General features: G+C 71.3%; 11 protein-coding genes and 1 pseudogene. 7 read left to right on the forward strand and 5 right to left on the reverse strand.

Annotation, left to right across the window (positions count from 1 at the left end; all coding sequences use genetic code 11):
- Positions 1-89 precede the first annotated feature (89 nt).
- A complete protein-coding gene (holA, locus tag KQY30_RS24360; RefSeq protein WP_217308649.1) occupies positions 90-1,082 on the forward strand; it encodes a DNA polymerase III subunit delta in 993 nt (330 codons plus the stop codon).
- 330 nt (positions 1,083-1,412) lie between these two features.
- Here holA and rpsT read toward each other — a convergent pair whose 3' ends face one another.
- Positions 1,413-1,679, reverse strand: coding sequence for a 30S ribosomal protein S20 (gene rpsT / locus KQY30_RS24365; RefSeq protein ID WP_046500452.1), 267 nt, complete (start codon positions 1,677-1,679; stop codon positions 1,413-1,415).
- A 241-nt stretch (positions 1,680-1,920) separates the two neighbouring features.
- Here rpsT and lepA point away from each other — a divergent pair, with 241 nt between their 5' ends.
- Together lepA and KQY30_RS24375 are read left to right on the forward strand one after the other, a co-directional pair.
- Positions 1,921-3,789 (forward strand): translation elongation factor 4, encoded by a 1,869-nt coding sequence (lepA, locus tag KQY30_RS24370; RefSeq protein WP_217308650.1) that lies wholly within the window; start codon positions 1,921-1,923, stop codon positions 3,787-3,789.
- 302 nt (positions 3,790-4,091) lie between these two features.
- A complete protein-coding gene (locus KQY30_RS24375; RefSeq protein WP_217308651.1) occupies positions 4,092-5,981 on the forward strand; it encodes a long-chain fatty acid--CoA ligase in 1,890 nt (629 codons plus the stop codon).
- Between the two features lie 193 nt (positions 5,982-6,174).
- Here the strand turns inward: KQY30_RS24375 and KQY30_RS24380 are convergent, their stop codons facing one another.
- Positions 6,175-6,759, reverse strand: a complete 585-nt coding sequence (locus KQY30_RS24380) for a two-component system response regulator (protein WP_217308652.1) — start codon at positions 6,757-6,759, stop codon at positions 6,175-6,177.
- Positions 6,760-7,087: 328 nt separating this feature from the next.
- Between KQY30_RS24380 and KQY30_RS24385 the strand changes: the two genes are divergently transcribed.
- Both KQY30_RS24385 and hemW read left to right on the forward strand, forming a co-directional pair.
- The gene (locus tag KQY30_RS24385; RefSeq protein ID WP_254407307.1) at positions 7,088-9,292 is read left to right on the forward strand and encodes an ATP-binding SpoIIE family protein phosphatase; all 2,205 of its coding nucleotides are present in this window, start codon (positions 7,088-7,090) and stop codon (positions 9,290-9,292) included.
- Positions 9,293-9,416: 124 nt separating this feature from the next.
- Positions 9,417-10,649, forward strand: a complete 1,233-nt coding sequence (hemW, locus tag KQY30_RS24390; RefSeq protein ID WP_217308654.1) for a radical SAM family heme chaperone HemW — start codon at positions 9,417-9,419, stop codon at positions 10,647-10,649.
- Between the two features lie 618 nt (positions 10,650-11,267).
- On the opposite strand, the gene KQY30_RS24395 is transcribed toward hemW, so the two are convergent.
- The 3 genes and pseudogenes from KQY30_RS24395 to KQY30_RS24405 form a co-directional block, all read right to left on the reverse strand.
- Positions 11,268-12,089 (reverse strand): DUF3097 domain-containing protein, encoded by an 822-nt coding sequence (locus KQY30_RS24395; protein WP_217308655.1) that lies wholly within the window; start codon positions 12,087-12,089, stop codon positions 11,268-11,270.
- A gap of 142 nt (positions 12,090-12,231) precedes the next feature.
- A pseudogene (locus KQY30_RS24400) lies at positions 12,232-12,447 on the reverse strand (MBL fold metallo-hydrolase); the annotation flags it as partial.
- Complete coding sequence (locus KQY30_RS24405; protein ID WP_217308656.1) at positions 12,404-13,117, reverse strand: MBL fold metallo-hydrolase; 714 nt, start codon at positions 13,115-13,117, stop codon at positions 12,404-12,406. The gene KQY30_RS24405 and the pseudogene KQY30_RS24400, both read right to left, overlap by 44 nt.
- Before the next feature lie 272 nt (positions 13,118-13,389).
- On the opposite strand from KQY30_RS24405, the gene hrcA reads away from it, so the two are divergent.
- Both hrcA and dnaJ read left to right on the forward strand, forming a co-directional pair.
- Positions 13,390-14,406, forward strand: coding sequence for a heat-inducible transcriptional repressor HrcA (gene hrcA / locus KQY30_RS24410; protein WP_217308657.1), 1,017 nt, complete (start codon positions 13,390-13,392; stop codon positions 14,404-14,406).
- Positions 14,407-15,546: a molecular chaperone DnaJ gene (gene dnaJ / locus KQY30_RS24415; RefSeq protein ID WP_217308658.1), complete on the forward strand. Its 1,140-nt coding sequence runs from the start codon at positions 14,407-14,409 to the stop codon at positions 15,544-15,546.
- Positions 15,547-15,549: the final 3 nt, after the last annotated feature.

Here is a 15,549-nt window from a genome sequence, read left to right on the forward strand (position 1 = left end):
CCGGTCGGTGTCCGGGCGTGAGTTGGCCCCTGGGCTGACCCCGGGCCGACGGCCCGCGTTGTCAGTGGTGCGTGCCATGCTGGACCGCGATGGCCACCAGAAAGTCTTCCCCCGACGATCTCCTCGCCCCGGTCACGCTCGCCGTGGGCCAGGAGGACCTGCTGCTCGACCGCGCCGTGCAGCAGGTCGTGGCGGCGGCCCGCGCCGCCGACGCCGACACGGACGTCCGCGACCTCGCCCCGGACCAGCTCCAGCCCGGCACCCTGGCCGAGCTGACCAGCCCGTCGCTGTTCGCCGAGCGCAAGGTCGTCGTCGTACGGAACGCGCAGGACCTCTCCGCCGACACGGTCAAGGACGTCAAGGCGTATCTCGGCGCCCCGGTCGAGGAGATCACCCTCGTCCTGCTGCACGCGGGAGGAGCCAAGGGCAAGGCGCTGCTGGACGCGGCGCGCAAGGCGGGGGCCCGTGAGGTGGCCTGCCCCAAGACGACCAAGCCCGCCGAGCGGCTCACCTTCGTACGCTCCGAGTTCCGCGCGCTGGGCCGCTCGGCCACCCCCGAGGCCTGCCAGGCACTCGTCGACTCCATCGGCAGCGACCTGCGCGAGCTGGCGAGCGCCGTCTCCCAGCTCGCCGCCGATGTCGAGGGCACGATCGACGAGGCGGTCGTCGGGCGGTACTACACGGGCCGGGCCGAGGCGTCGAGCTTCACCGTCGCCGATCGCGCGGTCGAGGGCAGGGCGGCCGACGCGCTCGAAGCGCTGCGCTGGTCGCTGTCGACGGGCGTCGCTCCCGTACTGATCACCAGTGCCCTCGCCCAGGGCGTGCGGGCCATCGGCAAGCTGTCGTCGGCGCGCGGCGGCAGGCCCGCGGATCTCGCCCGCGAGCTGGGGATGCCGCCCTGGAAGATCGACCGGGTGCGCCAGCAGATGCGCGGCTGGACCCCGGACGGAGTGGCGGTGGCGCTGCGAGCCGTCGCCGAGGCCGACGCCGGAGTCAAGGGCGGCGGCGACGATCCGGAGTACGCGCTGGAGAAGGCGGTCGTCGCGATCGCCCGCGCCGCCCGCTCCGGCCGCGGAAACTGACCGTCGCCGGCCGGGCGCCGGGACCCTCGTACGCCGTACGCCGCACTCCTCCGCTCACGTCGGCCTCGTACACCGCCGGTAGCGCCCGCCACAGCGCGTACACATGCGTACACACACGCAGGACAAAGCACACGCACGACGAAGCACACGCATGACGAAGGCCCCGGTGCCGTCCTGGGGAAGGGCGGCGCCGGGGCCCGGCGTCTTGAGACTGGACTCGTACCCGCGTGGCGAACGCAGTCGCGTACGAGTCCGGAGTGCCGGTCAGGAGCGGTAGAGAGGGCCCGCTGAGTCCCTTCCGGCGGTCAAATCAAGTGGAGCGGAAACAGCTCAGCCCTGAAGGGAGGCGACCTTGACAGCCAGCGCCGACTTCTTGTTGGCGGCGGTGTTCTTGTGGATGACACCCTTCGAGACGGCCTTGTCGAGCTTGCGGGACGCCTCGCGAGCGGCCACGGTGGCCTTCTCGACGTCGCCCTCGGCAGCGGCCTCACGGGCCTTGCGGATCGCGGTCTTCAGCGACGACTTGACAGCCTTGTTGCGCAGGCGTGCCTTCTCGTTGGTCTTGTTCCGCTTGATCTGGGACTTGATGTTCGCCACGTTTTTACAGCCTTCTCAGCTTTGATGAATCACTAGCGTCGATGAGCCGGTGAACCGAGCCGGTGAACCGCTCATCCGTCCCGAACCGAGGTGGCGCGAGACACAGCGCACCACGCTACCAGCCACCCTCGGACCCGCCCAAACCCGGCGCAGTCCCGCACCCATGGGACCATGGAGGCTACGTATCGATCCGCGTCCACCCGAGACGAGACGCCGCGCGTCTCAAGAATCAGGACCCCGCGTGCCCGCGACCCCTACCCACGTGCCCGAGCCGAGCCGCACGGACCCTGCGCTGCTCCGCAACTTCTGCATCATCGCGCACATCGACCACGGCAAGTCGACGCTCGCCGACCGGATGCTCCAGCTCACCGGAGTCGTCGACTCGCGGCAGATGCGTGCTCAATACCTCGACCGTATGGACATCGAGCGCGAGCGCGGCATCACGATCAAGTCCCAGGCGGTCCGGCTGCCCTGGGCCCCCCGCACGGGTGAGGACCAGGGCACGACCCATATCCTCAATATGATCGACACGCCGGGCCACGTGGACTTCACGTACGAGGTGTCCCGTTCGCTCGCGGCCTGTGAAGGCACGATCCTCCTGGTGGACGCCGCCCAGGGTATCGAGGCGCAGACACTCGCCAACCTCTATCTGGCGATGGAGAACGACCTCACCATCGTCCCGGTGCTGAACAAGATCGATCTCCCGGCCGCGCAGCCGGAGAAGTTCTCCGAGGAGCTGGCGAACCTCATCGGCTGCGGCCCCGAGGACGTCCTCAAGGTCTCGGCGAAGACGGGTGTCGGTGTGGACGCCCTGCTCGACCGGGTGGTCGCGGACGTTCCGGCGCCGGTCGGGGTCGCGGACGCCCCCGCCCGCGCGATGATCTTCGACTCGGTCTACGACTCGTACCGCGGTGTCGTGACGTATGTACGAGTCATCGACGGCCAGCTCAACAAGCGCGAGCGGATCCGGATGATGTCCACCGGGGCCGCGCACGAGCTGCTGGAGATCGGTACGAACTCCCCGGAGATGCTGCCGGCGGACGGCCTCGGCGTCGGCGAGGTCGGCTATCTGATCACCGGTGTGAAGGACGTACGCCAGTCCAAGGTCGGTGACACGATCACCACGCTCACCCGTGGGGCCACCGAGGCGCTCGGCGGCTACAAGGACCCGAAGCCGATGGTGTTCTCCGGCCTCTATCCGCTGGACGGCTCGGACTACCCCGAGCTGCGCGACGCCCTCGACAAGCTCCAGCTCAATGACGCGGCCCTGGTCTACGAGCCCGAGACCTCCGCGGCCCTCGGCTTCGGCTTCCGCGTCGGCTTCCTCGGGCTGCTGCACCTCGATGTGATCAGGGAGCGGCTGGAGCGCGAGTTCGGCCTCGATCTGATCGCTACCGCCCCCAACGTCGTCTACCGCGTACTGATGGAGGACGGTAAGGAGCACACGGTCACCAATCCGAGTGAATTCCCCGAGGGGAAAATTGACTCGGTGCATGAGCCGGTCGTGCGGGCCACGATCCTCGCCCCCAGCGAGTTCATCGGCTCGATCATGGAGCTGTGCCAGAACCGCCGCGGCACCCTGCTGGGCATGGACTATCTCTCCGAGGACCGGGTCGAGATCCGCTACACCCTGCCGCTCGCCGAGATCGTCTTCGACTTCTTCGACCAGCTCAAGTCAAAGACCCGGGGCTATGCCTCGCTGGACTACGAGCCCACGGGCGAGCAGACCGCCCAGCTCGTCAAGGTCGACATCCTGCTGCACGGCGACAAGGTCGACGCCTTCTCGGCGATCACCCACCGGGACCAGGCGTACGCGTACGGGGTGCGGCTCGTCGCCAAGCTGCGCGAGCTGATCCCGCGCCAGGCGTTCGAGGTGCCCATCCAGGCCGCGATCGGCTCCCGGGTGATCGCCCGCGAGACGATCCGCGCCATCCGCAAGGACGTCCTCGCCAAGTGCTACGGCGGTGACATCTCCCGGAAGCGGAAGCTGCTGGAGAAGCAGAAGGAGGGCAAGAAGCGGATGAAGATGGTCGGCAGCGTGGAGGTCCCGCAGGAGGCCTTCATCGCGGTGCTGTCCAGCGACGAGTCCGGCGGCAAGGCGAAGAAGTAGCGGCGGCGCCGCCCGCTGCGGGCGCCGTCGGCGAGGGCCCTGTACACCGCGGTGTGCAGGGCCCTCGCCCGTCACCCCCTCCCTCAATCCCTTTGCCAATCCCTCCGCATCGCCCTTCGACGCTCCTCATCGCTTTTCAAGCGGCTCCGTACTGCCTCTTACGCACCGGCCGGGTCCCCTCTAGTCTGATCACTGAGCCGTAGTTACTCGCCGGTTAGTTACCCGGCGGTCACCCGGCGGTCATGGTTCAGCCGGACGGTTCAGTTCAGTCACGCAGCGCAGCCGCGGGCCCGGAGGATGTCGTGAGCGACACACAGACCTTGATCGAGAACCGGCCGCCCTCCGTGGCGACCCTCTTCATTGAGCGCGTGGCTGCCACGCCGGACGCGGAGGCCTACCGCTACCCCGTCCCCCGCCCGTCCGGCCGGGGCCCCGACGAATGGCGCTCGCTGAGCTGGAGCGAGGCGGCGGAACGCGTGTACGCCATCGCCGCCGGTCTGATCGCGCTGGGCGTGGAGCCGGAGGAGCGCGTCGCGCTCGCCGCCGCCACCCGCGTCGAATGGATCCTCGCGGACTTCGGGGTGATGTGCGCGGGCGCCGCGACCACCACGGTCTACCCCTCGACCAACACCGAGGAGTCCGCGTACATCCTCGCCGACTCCGACAGCCGGGTCCTGATCGCGGAGGACGCCGCCCAGCTCGCCAAGGCCCGTGAGCGCCGGGCCGAACTGCCGCGGCTCGCTCATGTCGTGGTGATCGACACCGCCGACGCGCTGCCGGCCGAGGGTGACCCGGACGGCTGGGTGCTGTCCCTGGCCGATCTGGAGACGCGCGGCACCGAGTATCTGCTCACCCACCCGGAAGCGGTCAAGGAGCGGGTCGGCGCCATCACCGCCACCCAGCTCGCCACTCTGATCTACACCTCGGGGACCACAGGCCGCCCCAAGGGCGTACGGCTGGCACACGACAGTTGGTCGTACATGGCCAAGGCCATCGCCGCCACCAATCTGCTCAGCAAGGACGATGTGCAGTATCTGTGGCTGCCGCTCGCCCATGTCTTCGGCAAGGTGCTGACCTCGGGGCATGTCGAGGTCGGGCACATCACCGCCGTGGACGGCCGTGTCGACAAGATCATCGAGAATCTGCCGGTCGTCCAGCCGACCTATATGGCGGCCGTGCCGCGCATCTTCGAGAAGGTCTACAACGGGGTCGCGGCCAAGGCCCGGGCCGGCGGTCCCGCCAAGTACCGGATCTTCAAATGGGCCGCCGGGATCGCCCGCGAGTACGCCAGGATTGGCCAGGACAACTTCCGCCGTACGGGCACCGCGTCCGTACCGTTCGCCCTCAACGCGCAGCACAAGGTCGCCGACGCGCTCGTCTACGCCAAGCTGCGCGAGGCGTTCGGCGGGCGGCTGCGCGCCGCGATCTCCGGTTCCGCCGCGCTGGCACCCGACATCGGCTACTTCTTCTCCGGCGCGGGCATCCACATCCTGGAGGGATACGGACTGACCGAGTCCAGCGCCGCCAGCTTTGTGAACCCGGGGGAGGCGTACCGTACCGGCACGGTCGGCAAGCCGCTGCCCGGCACCGAGGTACGGATCGCGGACGACGGCGAGATCCTGCTGCGCAGCCCGGGGATCATGGCCGGGTACCACGGACTGCCCGAGAAGACCGCCGAAGTGCTGGAGCCCGACGGCTGGTTCCACACCGGCGACATCGGCGAGCTGTCCCCCGACGGCTATCTGCGGATCACCGACCGCAAGAAGGACCTGATCAAGACGTCGGGCGGCAAGTACATCGCGCCGGCGGAGGTCGAGGGCCAGTTCAAGGCGGTGTGCCCGTTCGTCTCCAACATCCTGGTGCACGGCGCTGACCGCAATTTCTGTACGGCGCTGATCGCGCTCGACGAGCCGACGATCCTCGGCTGGGCGGCGGAGAACGGCATGGGCGGCAGGCCGTACGCCGATGTGGTCGCGTCCGCGCAGGTGCGGCAGCTCATCGACGGCTATGTGCGGAGGCTCAACGCGGGGCTCCAGCGCTGGCAGACCATCAAGAAGTTCCGGCTGCTGCCGCGCGATCTGGATGTCGAGCACGGCGAGCTGACGCCGAGCCTCAAGCTCAAGCGGCCGGTGGTGGAGCGGGAGTACAAGGACCTGATCGAGGAGATGTACGAGGGGACGCGGGAGGTCTGAGGGTTCGGCGCGGCTTGAGGTGCCCGGGCGGCTTGAGGTGCGTGAGGTGCCCGGGCGGCTTGAGGTGCGCGAGGTGCCCGGGACGCTTGAGGTGCTTGGGGTGCACGGGCGGCCTCGGGGGTTCTGGGTGGCCTGAGTGCTCCGTGTGGCTGAGAGCTCCGGGTGGCCTGAGCGCGGTGCCCAACCGCCGCTGTTACTGCTCCTGTTCCCGTCGCAGCTCACAGAGCGTCTCGCCGATACAGGCGAGCTGCTTGCCCAGCGCCGCGAGATCGTCCGGCGCGCCCCGCCGCAGCGCCTCCTCGATCGACGACAGCCGGCCCGCTATCTCCCCCAACTGCTCGCGTTCCCGCGCCAGCAGCCGCTCCACCTCCCTGTTCTTGCGGTGCAGATCCAGGAAGACGCTGACCTTGGCGCGTAACACCCAGGGGTCGAATGGCTTGTTGAGGAAGTCCGCCGCGCCCGTGGCATACCCGTGGAAGGCATAACCCCCGCCGGACTCGGGCCCGTTCAGAAAGATGATCGGGATGTCCTTGGCGCGGTCGAGCCGTTTGATGCGGTAGGCCGTCTCGAAACCGTCCATGCCCGGCATCCGGACATCGAGCAGGATCACCGCGAACGGCCGCAGCAGCAGCTCCCGTACCGCCTCCTCGCCGGAGCGGGCCCGTACGAGCGTCTGGTCCAGCGAGGCCAGGACCGCCTCCAGCGCGTCGAGATTGTCCTCCATGTCGTCGACGAGAAGGATGCTCGCCCGCTCGGTGGTGCCTGTTGACCTGTTCATCCCGGTCTCCTTGTCGGCCTTCGGCGGCCCTTCGCTCTCGGCCCCCGGCCTTCGACAGCCCAGGGCCCCCTGCCCCCGCCCCCGGCTGTCGTCCGGCGGGGCAAGACTGCTCTGTCCGGCGCGGTTTCGCACGTCGTTCCCGGGGTTTGAGACCGTGTCGCCGACGCCCGTCCCGGGTTGCACCCCGGCGTCTCCGGGAGCTGGCTGTTCTGCCAACTTCAAGCAAATATCTGCCCACTTCGATGACTCGGCGCATATGAGCGCGCTCCGTCTGTCACTCTGTCGGGATCGTAAGTGGCACAACTCCAGAACGGGATCAGGAGCCGCAGTGGGGCCCATTCCGATTCCGCGCGAGCCGTCGCACCGTCCGGCACTTCCGGTGCCGTTACGGCAGGACGCGCGGTCGACATCACGTACCAGCCTGCCCGGCAACCCGCTCGCGCCGTCCGCCGCGCGCCGTTTCGCCCGCGCGGCACTGGCCGACTGGACCGGCCAGGGCCTGCTGGCCACCTGTACCTTCTGCCGGGGCGACGGGGGGTGCGCCCCCGGGCGGCACAGCACCGACCTGCTCGCGGACGACGCGGCGGTGATCGTCAGCGAACTCGTCACCAACGCCGTGGTGCACGCCGGGACCACCGTCGAACTGCTCTGCCGCCTCGAAGACGCCTCCGAGGACGCCTCGGGAGCGGTGGAGGAACCGGCCGCCCTGGTCCTCGAAGTCTCCGACCACCATCCCGCGCGCGTCATACAGAGCGACGCGGAGGGGCAGGGGCCGTCCGGGACGCCCGAGTACGGCCGGGGGCTGCACCTCGTCGCCTCCCTCGCCGAACGGTGGGGCATCACCTACCGCCCCGGGCTCAAGACCGTGTGGGCCCGGCTGCCGCTCGAAGGCCGGGACGCGGGGCCGGGGCAGCCGGCCGAACCCGCGGTGCGCCGGGGGCTCCGGGCCGCGGAGATCCTGGCGCCCGCGTCGCGGCGCGCTGTACGGGACGACCCCGAGTGGGTCGGCCGGGGCGCGCTGTCCTTTCTCGCGGAGGCCTCCGAGCTGCTCGCGGGGCAGCTCGACGAGGACCTGATCGCGGCGCTGGCGGGGCAGTTGCTGGTGCCGCGGCTCGCGGACTGGTGCGCGGTCTGGCTGGACGGCGAGGGCGGACAGGCGGGCAACGCGCCCCGGCTCGCACGGGTCTGGCACGCCGACGAGTCCAGAACCGGCGAGCTGCGGGCGGTCCTGGAGAAGGAGCCACCGCGGCTGCCGGATCTGCCACGGGGCGGTGCGGTACGGGTGCCATGGTCGGGCGGCGGCGGTACGGGCGCCGGTACGGGTAATACCGGCACGGGTGGTACGGGCACGGGCGGTACGGGCACGGGCGGGGGCGGTACGGGTACCACGGGCGCCGGTACGGCCGGTCCCGGGGCGGGCGCGGGCGCGAACTCCACGGACTCGGGCGCTGCTGCCGCCAGGGGCGACGGCGTCGGCTGCGAGGGCGCGCTCGCCTGCCGGCTCGTCGCGAACGGGCGCGCGCTCGGCACCCTCATGCTCGGCAGACCCGGCGGGGCCGGCGTCCCCGACGAAGTGACCGCCCTCGTGGAGGATTTCGCGCGCCGTGTCGCCCTCGCCATCGGCGCGGCCCGCCGCTACAGCCGCCAGGTCACCATCAGCCGTGTCCTGCAACGCGGTCTGCTGCCCAGCCAGGTCGCCCGTATCCCCGGTGTCGCCAGCTCCCTGGTGTACGAACCGAGCGACGAGGGGCTCGCGGGTGGCGACTTCTACGACGTCTTCCCGTGCCCGCCGGGCAACCGCTGGTGCTTCATGCTCGGCGACGTCCAGGGCAGCGGCCCCGAGGCGGCCGTCGTCACCGGCCTGGCCCGCCCGTGGCTGCGGCTGCTGGCCCGCGAGGGCTACCGCGTCGGCGGGGTCCTCGACCGGCTCAACCGGCTGCTCCTCGACGATGCCACGGAGGCGGCCGAGTCGGCGTCCCTGGTCGTCGCCGCGGCGACCGGGACCGGTCCTGGTACCAGTACCGGCGGTGTCGCCGGTGGGGCAGGCACGGGTACGGGTATGGGTGCGGGTGCGCCGGGTTCCGTGCCGGCTCCGGGCGAGGGCGGCGGGCAGGCGCGCTTCCTGTCGCTGCTGTACGGCGAACTGATGCCGCTGCCGGGCGCCGGAGGCGGCGTACGGTGCACCCTCGCCAGCGCCGGCCATCCGCTGCCGCTGCTCCTGCGGCCCGACGGGACGGTACGGACGGCCGCGGAGCCGCAGCTTCTGCTCGGGGTCGAGGAGGACGTCACGTATGAGAGCCGTACGTTCGACCTGGAGCCCGGCGACACCCTGCTCTGTGTCACCGACGGGGTGACGGAGCGGCGCTCGGGGCCGCGGATGTTCGACGACGGCGACGGGCTCGCGCGGGTCCTGGCGGGGTGTACGGGGCTGACGGCGCAGGGGGTCGCGGACCGGATACGGAAAGCGGTGCACGACTTCGCGGAGACACCGCCGGGGGACGATCTGGCGCTGCTGGTGCTCCAGGCGGAGTGACACCGGAGCGGGACAGCGTCGGGGCGGCATGACTTCAGGAGAGTGACTCCGGGGCCGGACGGCGCCGGAACCGCGCCGGAACCGCGCGGACCGAGCAGCCCGGCTCGTACGGGACACTGGACGCATGCCTTCCGCACTGCCAGACGGCGAGCCCGTACCCGAGACCGGAGCGCTGCCCGCACATGCGCTGACGGGCGCGGCGGACCGGCCGCTCGGCTTCTACCTGCACGTTCCGTACTGCGCGAGCCGCTGCGGCTACTGCGATTTCAATACGTACACGGCGACCGAGCTGCGCGGCTCGGGCGGTGTGCTGGCCTCCCGCGACAACTACGCCGCGGCCCTCATCGACGAGGTACGGCTGGCCAGGAAGGTACTGGGCGACGACCCGAGGCCCGTACGTACGGTCTTCGTCGGCGGCGGTACGCCCACGCTGCTGGCGGTCGGCGATCTGGTGCGGATGCTGGGGGCGGTCCGGGACGAGTTCGGGCTGACGGACGACGCCGAGATCACCACGGAGGCCAATCCGGAATCCGTCGGTCCGGAGTATCTGGCGGCGCTGCGGGAGGGCGGCTTCAACCGGATCTCCTTCGGTATGCAGAGCGCGAAGCAGCACGTACTGAAGGTGCTGGACCGTACGCACACGCCCGGGCGGCCGGAGGAGTGCGTGGCGGAGGCCCGCGCGGCCGGGTTCGAGCATGTGAACCTCGATCTGATCTACGGCACGCCGGGGGAGAGCGACGACGACTGGCGCGACTCGCTGGCGGCGGCGGTGGGGGCGGGGCCCGACCATGTCTCGGCGTACGCGCTGATCGTGGAGGAGGGTACGGGGCTGGCGCGGCGGATCCGGCGCGGCGAGGTCCCGATGACGGACGACGACGAGCACGCGGACCGGTATCTGATCGCGGACGCGGTGCTGGCGGAGGCGGGCTTCTCCTGGTACGAGGTGTCCAACTGGGCCACTTCGGAGGCGGCCCGCTGTCTGCACAACGAGCTGTACTGGCGCGGCGCGGACTGGTGGGGCGCGGGGCCGGGGGCGCACAGCCATGTGGGCGGGGTGCGGTGGTGGAACGTGAAGCACCCGGGTGCGTACGCGGCGGCGCTGGCGGCGGGGCGGTCGCCGGGGGCGGGGCGGGAGATCCTCTCGGCGGAGGACCGCCGGGTGGAGCGCATCCTCCTGGAACTCCGGCTGTCCGCGGGCTGCGAGCTGTCCCTGCTGACCCGCGAGGGCCTGGCGGCGGCCGGCCGCGCGGTGACGGCGGGCCTGCTGTCGGGGGAGCGGTTCGAGGAGGGGCGGGCGGTACTGACGCTGAGGGGCCGCCTACTGGCGGACGCGGTGGTGCGGGACCTGGTGGACTGAAGGGGCGCGGGCCGCGCCCGCAGGTCGCCCGCCTGGCGCGGGCCCAACCTCGGCCCGGCGCCGACGTCTGCGGGGGGCGTGGTGGTGCGCCCGCCTGGCGGCGGGCCGGTGTTCCCCACCGGCTCCGCCTGTGCGGGTGGGATGGCCACTGTCCGCGCTGTCACCGGCGAGATCAACGCTCCGCCCGTGCGGGTGGGATGCGTGGGTGCGGGTTTTCCTGTGGCTGGTTGCCACCGTTGGCGTCTGCGGGACGTGGTGGTGCGCGGGCTGCGGTGGGCCGGGGCTACCCCCCGCTCCGCCTGTGCAGGCGGGATGCAGAGGTGCGGGTCTTCCCAGGGCGGTCGCTCGCCGCTGGCGTCTGCGGGCGCGTTGTGGTGCGTGGACTGTGCCCGTGTGGGGGCACCTGGCGCGAGCGCTGTGCGCTCACAGCGCGCCCGGCGCCATGGCGCGGCGGCTGCCCTCGCCCTTCGGGCGGCTGCGCGGCACGGAGCCGGCGCTGCTGGGGGCTCGGGGGTACTCGTACCCCCGAACGCACCTCCCGCGCCCGCAGGGCGCGGTTCGGGGTCCCGGGGCTCGCCCCGGGTTCGGGAAGGGGCGGGGTTGGGGAAAACCTCCCGCTCAAACCTCCGGCGCCGTGACGAAGTCGATCAGTTCCTCCACCCGCCCCAGCAGCGCCGGCTCCAGGTCGCGGTAGGTCCGGACCCGGGAGAGCACGTGCTGCCACGCCGCCCCCGTGTTCTCCCCCCACCCCAGCGTCCGGCAGACGCCCGTCTTCCAGTCCTCGCCCCTCGGGACCGCCGGCCATTCGGGGATGCCCAGGGACGACGGTTTCACCGCCTGCCAGATGTCGACGTACGGGTGGCCGACGACCAGCACGTCCGGGCCGGTGACCTGCGCCGCGATGCGGGACTCCTTCGAGCCCGGGACCAGATGGTCCACCAGGACGCCCAGCCGGGCGTCGGGGGCGGGGCCGAACTCGGCGACGACGGCGGGCAGATCGTCGATGCCGCCCAGATACTCGACGACCACACCCTCCACGCGCAGATCGTCGCCCCACACCTTCTCCACCAGCTCTGCGTCATGGCGGCCCTCGACATAGATCCGGCCCGCCCGCGCCACCCGCGCCCGGACCCCCGGCACGGCCACCGAACCGGACGCCGTACGGGCCGGCCGGACCGGGCCCGCCGCCGTCGGGCGGACCAGGGTGACCACCCGCCCCTCCAGCAGGAACCCGCCCGGCACCAGCGGGAACACCCGGTGCTTGCCGAACCGGTCCTCCAGGGTGACCGTCGGCCCCTCCGCGGTCCGCTCGCAGCGGATCACCGCGCCGCAGAAGCCCGTCGACACCTCCTCGACCACCAGATCCGGTTCCGCGGGGACCTCGGGCGCGGGCGTGGACTTCTTCCACGGCGGCGTCAGATCGGGGCTGTAGCTACGCATTCGCAAGACGATAGGCCGCCCGCGCCACTACGGCTACGACCCCCGGGCCCCGCTTCGGGCCCCGGGCCGGCCCCCGGCCACGCGCCCGGCCGGCCCCCGGCCCCCGGCCCGCCGCCCCCTGCCGGCCACGCGCCCCCGCCTCCTACGACCCTCCGAACCGCCGCGCCAGCGCCTCGCGTTGTGCCCGTACGAACGCCGCGTCCACCACCGCCCCGTGCCCCGGCACATACACCGCGTCCTCGCCGCCCAGCGCCAGCAGCCGGTCCAGGGCCGCGGGCCAGCGGGCCGGGATCGCGTCCGGGCCCGCCTGCGGCTCACCCGACTCCTCCACCAGATCGCCGCAGAAGACCACAGGAGGAGCCACCGAAGTCCCCGCAGCCCGCGCCGAAGCCACCCCCGCCCCCGCCGAGTCCGCACCCGCACCCGCCCGAGCCGAAGCCACCCCCGCCCCCGCCGAAGCCACACCCGCCCGTGCCGAATTTGCCCCCCGCTCCCACCCCCGCCGAAGCCCCCGGCACCAGCACCGCCAGATCGTGCGCCGTATGCCCAGGCCCGACATTCACCAGCACCGCCCGCCGCCCCCCGCCCAGTTCCAGCACCAGTTCCCCCGACACCTCGTGCCGCGGCACCACCAGCACCTCCACCGCCCGCGCGGTCTCGCCCGCGTCGGCCCCCAGCCGTACCGCCTCCTCGTACAGCCCCGGCCCGCCCCCCGACAGCAGCCGCGCCAGCCCCACCGCCCCGTACACCTCCACCCCCGAGAACACCGCCGTGCCCAACACATGGTCGAAGTGCGGATGGCTCAGTGCGACATGCGTCACGCGCCGCTCGCCCAGCAGCGACCGCACCCCCGCCCGCAGCCCCGCGCCCTCGTGCAGCGTCGCGCCCGTGTCGTACAGCAGGACGGAGTCCTCGCCGACGACCAGTCCGGCCGTCGCGTCCCATCCCGGCAGCCGGCGCCGCCCCACCCCGGGAGCCAGCCGCTCCCATCCGTGCTCTTCCCAGCGGAGATCCCAGCAGAGGTCCATACCAGGACGCTACGGGACGCTACGGAAACCGCGCCCCCGCCGACCGGCGCGATCGGGCGTTACCGTGCCCGGCCACCCTTGCTAGGGGTGTACCCCACGGCCGTACACTGACGGGGGGAGTGTTGGCACTCCCTGTGAGCGAGTGCCAAGAACGAGTACCGATGAGTACCAGAGCAAGTATCAGAGCAAGTACCAAGCAGTGACACGGCAAGCAGTGGTACGGCAAGAAGTGATACGGCCCGGGACGACGACCGTAGCTGGAGGTGTGCGCGATGCTCAGCGAACGCAGACTCGAGGTCCTGCGCGCCATCGTCCAGGACTATGTCGGCACGGAGGAGCCCGTCGGCTCCAAGGCGCTCACCGAGCGCCACAAGCTCGGTGTCTCGCCGGCCACTGTCCGCAATGACATGGCGGTCCTGGAGGACGAGGGCTTCATCGCCCAGCCGCACACCAGCGCGGGACGCATCCCGACCGACAAGGGCTACCGGCTCTTCGTCGACAAGCTGGCCGGTGTGAAGCCGCTGTCCTCGCCGGAGCGCCGCGCCATCCAGAACTTCCTGGACGGCGCCGTCGACCTCGACGATGTCGTGGGCCGTACGGTACGGCTGCTCGCCCAGCTCACCCGGCAGGTCGCCGTCGTGCAGTACCCCTCGCTGACCCGTTCGACGGTGCGGCATGTGGAGCTGCTGGCGCTCGCGCCCGCCCGGCTCATGCTCGTCCTGATCACGGACACGGGACGGGTCGAACAGCGCATGATCGACGCGCCCGCGCCCTTCGGCGAGACCTCGCTCGCGGATCTCCGCGCCCGGCTCAACAGCCGGATCGTCGGGCGCCGGTTCGCGGACGTGCCGCAGCTTGTGCAGGACCTGCCCGACTCGTTCGAGCAGGAGGACCGCGGCGCGGTGTCCACCGTGCTCGCCACCCTGCTCGAAACTCTGGTCGAGGAGACCGAGGAGCGGCTGATGATCGGCGGTACGGCCAACATCACCCGCTTCGGACACGACTTCCCCCTGACCATCCGGCCGGTGCTGGAGGCGCTGGAGGAGCATGTGGTGCTCCTCAAGCTGCTCGGCGAGGCCAAGGACCCGGGCATGACCGTACGTATCGGGCACGAGAACGCCCATGAGGGGCTCAACTCCACGTCCGTCGTCGCGGTCGGCTACGGTTCGGGCGACGAGGCAGTCGCCAAACTCGGCGTGGTCGGACCGACCCGCATGGACTACCCCGGAACGATGGGAGCGGTACGCGCAGTGGCACGTTACGTCGGACAGATCCTGGCGGAGTCGTAAGTGGCCACGGACTATTACGCCGTACTCGGCGTACGCCGCGACGCATCTCAGGACGAGATCAAGAAGGCATTCCGGAGACTCGCGCGCGAGCTCCATCCGGATGTCAATCCCGATCCCAAGACGCAGGAGCGTTTCAAGGAGATCAACGCGGCCTACGAGGTGCTGTCGGACCCGCAGAAGAAGCAGGTCTACGACCTCGGCGGGGACCCGCTCTCGGCGAACGGGGGCGGGGGCGGCGCCGGTGGCTTCGGGGCCGGTGGCTTCGGCAACTTCTCGGACATCATGGACGCGTTCTTCGGCACGGCGTCGCAGCGCGGCCCGCGCTCGCGGACGCGGCGCGGCCAGGACGCGATGATCCGGCTGGAGATCGACCTCAACGAGGCGGCCTTCGGTACGACCAAGGACATCCAGGTCGACACGGCCGTGGTCTGCACGACCTGTTCCGGCGAGGGCGCCGCGCCCGGCACCTCGGCGCAGACCTGTGACATGTGCCGTGGCCGCGGCGAGGTCTCGCAGGTCACCCGGTCCTTCCTGGGCCAGGTCATGACCTCGCGGCCGTGCCCGCAGTGCCAGGGCTTCGGTACGGTCGTGCCGACGCCGTGCCCCGAGTGCGCGGGCGACGGGCGCATCCGCTCTCGCCGTACGCTCACGGTCAAGATCCCGGCCGGTGTCGACAACGGCACCCGGATCCAGCTCGCGGGCGAGGGCGAGGTCGGGCCCGGCGGCGGTCCCGCAGGCGATCTGTATGTCGAGATCCATGAGCTGGCGCACTCGGTGTTCCAGCGGCGCGGTGACGATCTGCACTGCACGGTGACCATTCCGATGACGGCGGCGGCGCTCGGTACGAAGTGCCCGCTGGAGACGCTGGACGGGATGGAGGAGATCGACGTACGGCCTGGTACACAGTCGGGCCAGTCGATCCCGCTGCACGGGCGCGGCATCACGCATCTGCGGGGTGGCGGCCGGGGCGACCTGATCGTGCATGTCGAGGTGATGACCCCGGCGAAGCTGGACCCGGAGCAGGAGCGGCTCCTGCGGGAACTGGCGAAACTGCGGGGCGAGGAACGCCCGACGGGCCAGTTCCAGCCCGGTCAGCAGGGCCTGTTCTCCCGCCTGAAGGACGCCTTCAACGGGCGGTAGCGC

This window comes from Streptomyces sp. GMY02 (assembly GCF_019056675.1).
Taxonomy (GTDB): Bacteria; Actinomycetota; Actinomycetes; order Streptomycetales; family Streptomycetaceae; genus Streptomyces; species Streptomyces odonnellii.

Bases quoted from the DNA above. Each gene is read 5' to 3' on its own strand.
- holA (WP_217308649.1), top strand. From the start codon at position 90: ATGGCCACCAGAAAGTCTTCCCCCGACGATCTCCTCGCCCCGGTCACG.
- KQY30_RS24380 (WP_217308652.1), bottom strand. From the start codon at position 6,759: ATGAACAGGTCAACAGGCACCACCGAGCGGGCGAGCATCCTTCTCGTC.
- hemW (WP_217308654.1), top strand. From the start codon at position 9,417: ATGCCTTCCGCACTGCCAGACGGCGAGCCCGTACCCGAGACCGGAGCG.
- KQY30_RS24395 (WP_217308655.1), bottom strand. From the start codon at position 12,089: ATGCGTAGCTACAGCCCCGATCTGACGCCGCCGTGGAAGAAGTCCACG.
- KQY30_RS24405 (WP_217308656.1), bottom strand. From the start codon at position 13,117: ATGGACCTCTGCTGGGATCTCCGCTGGGAAGAGCACGGATGGGAGCGG.
- hrcA (WP_217308657.1), top strand. From the start codon at position 13,390: ATGCTCAGCGAACGCAGACTCGAGGTCCTGCGCGCCATCGTCCAGGAC.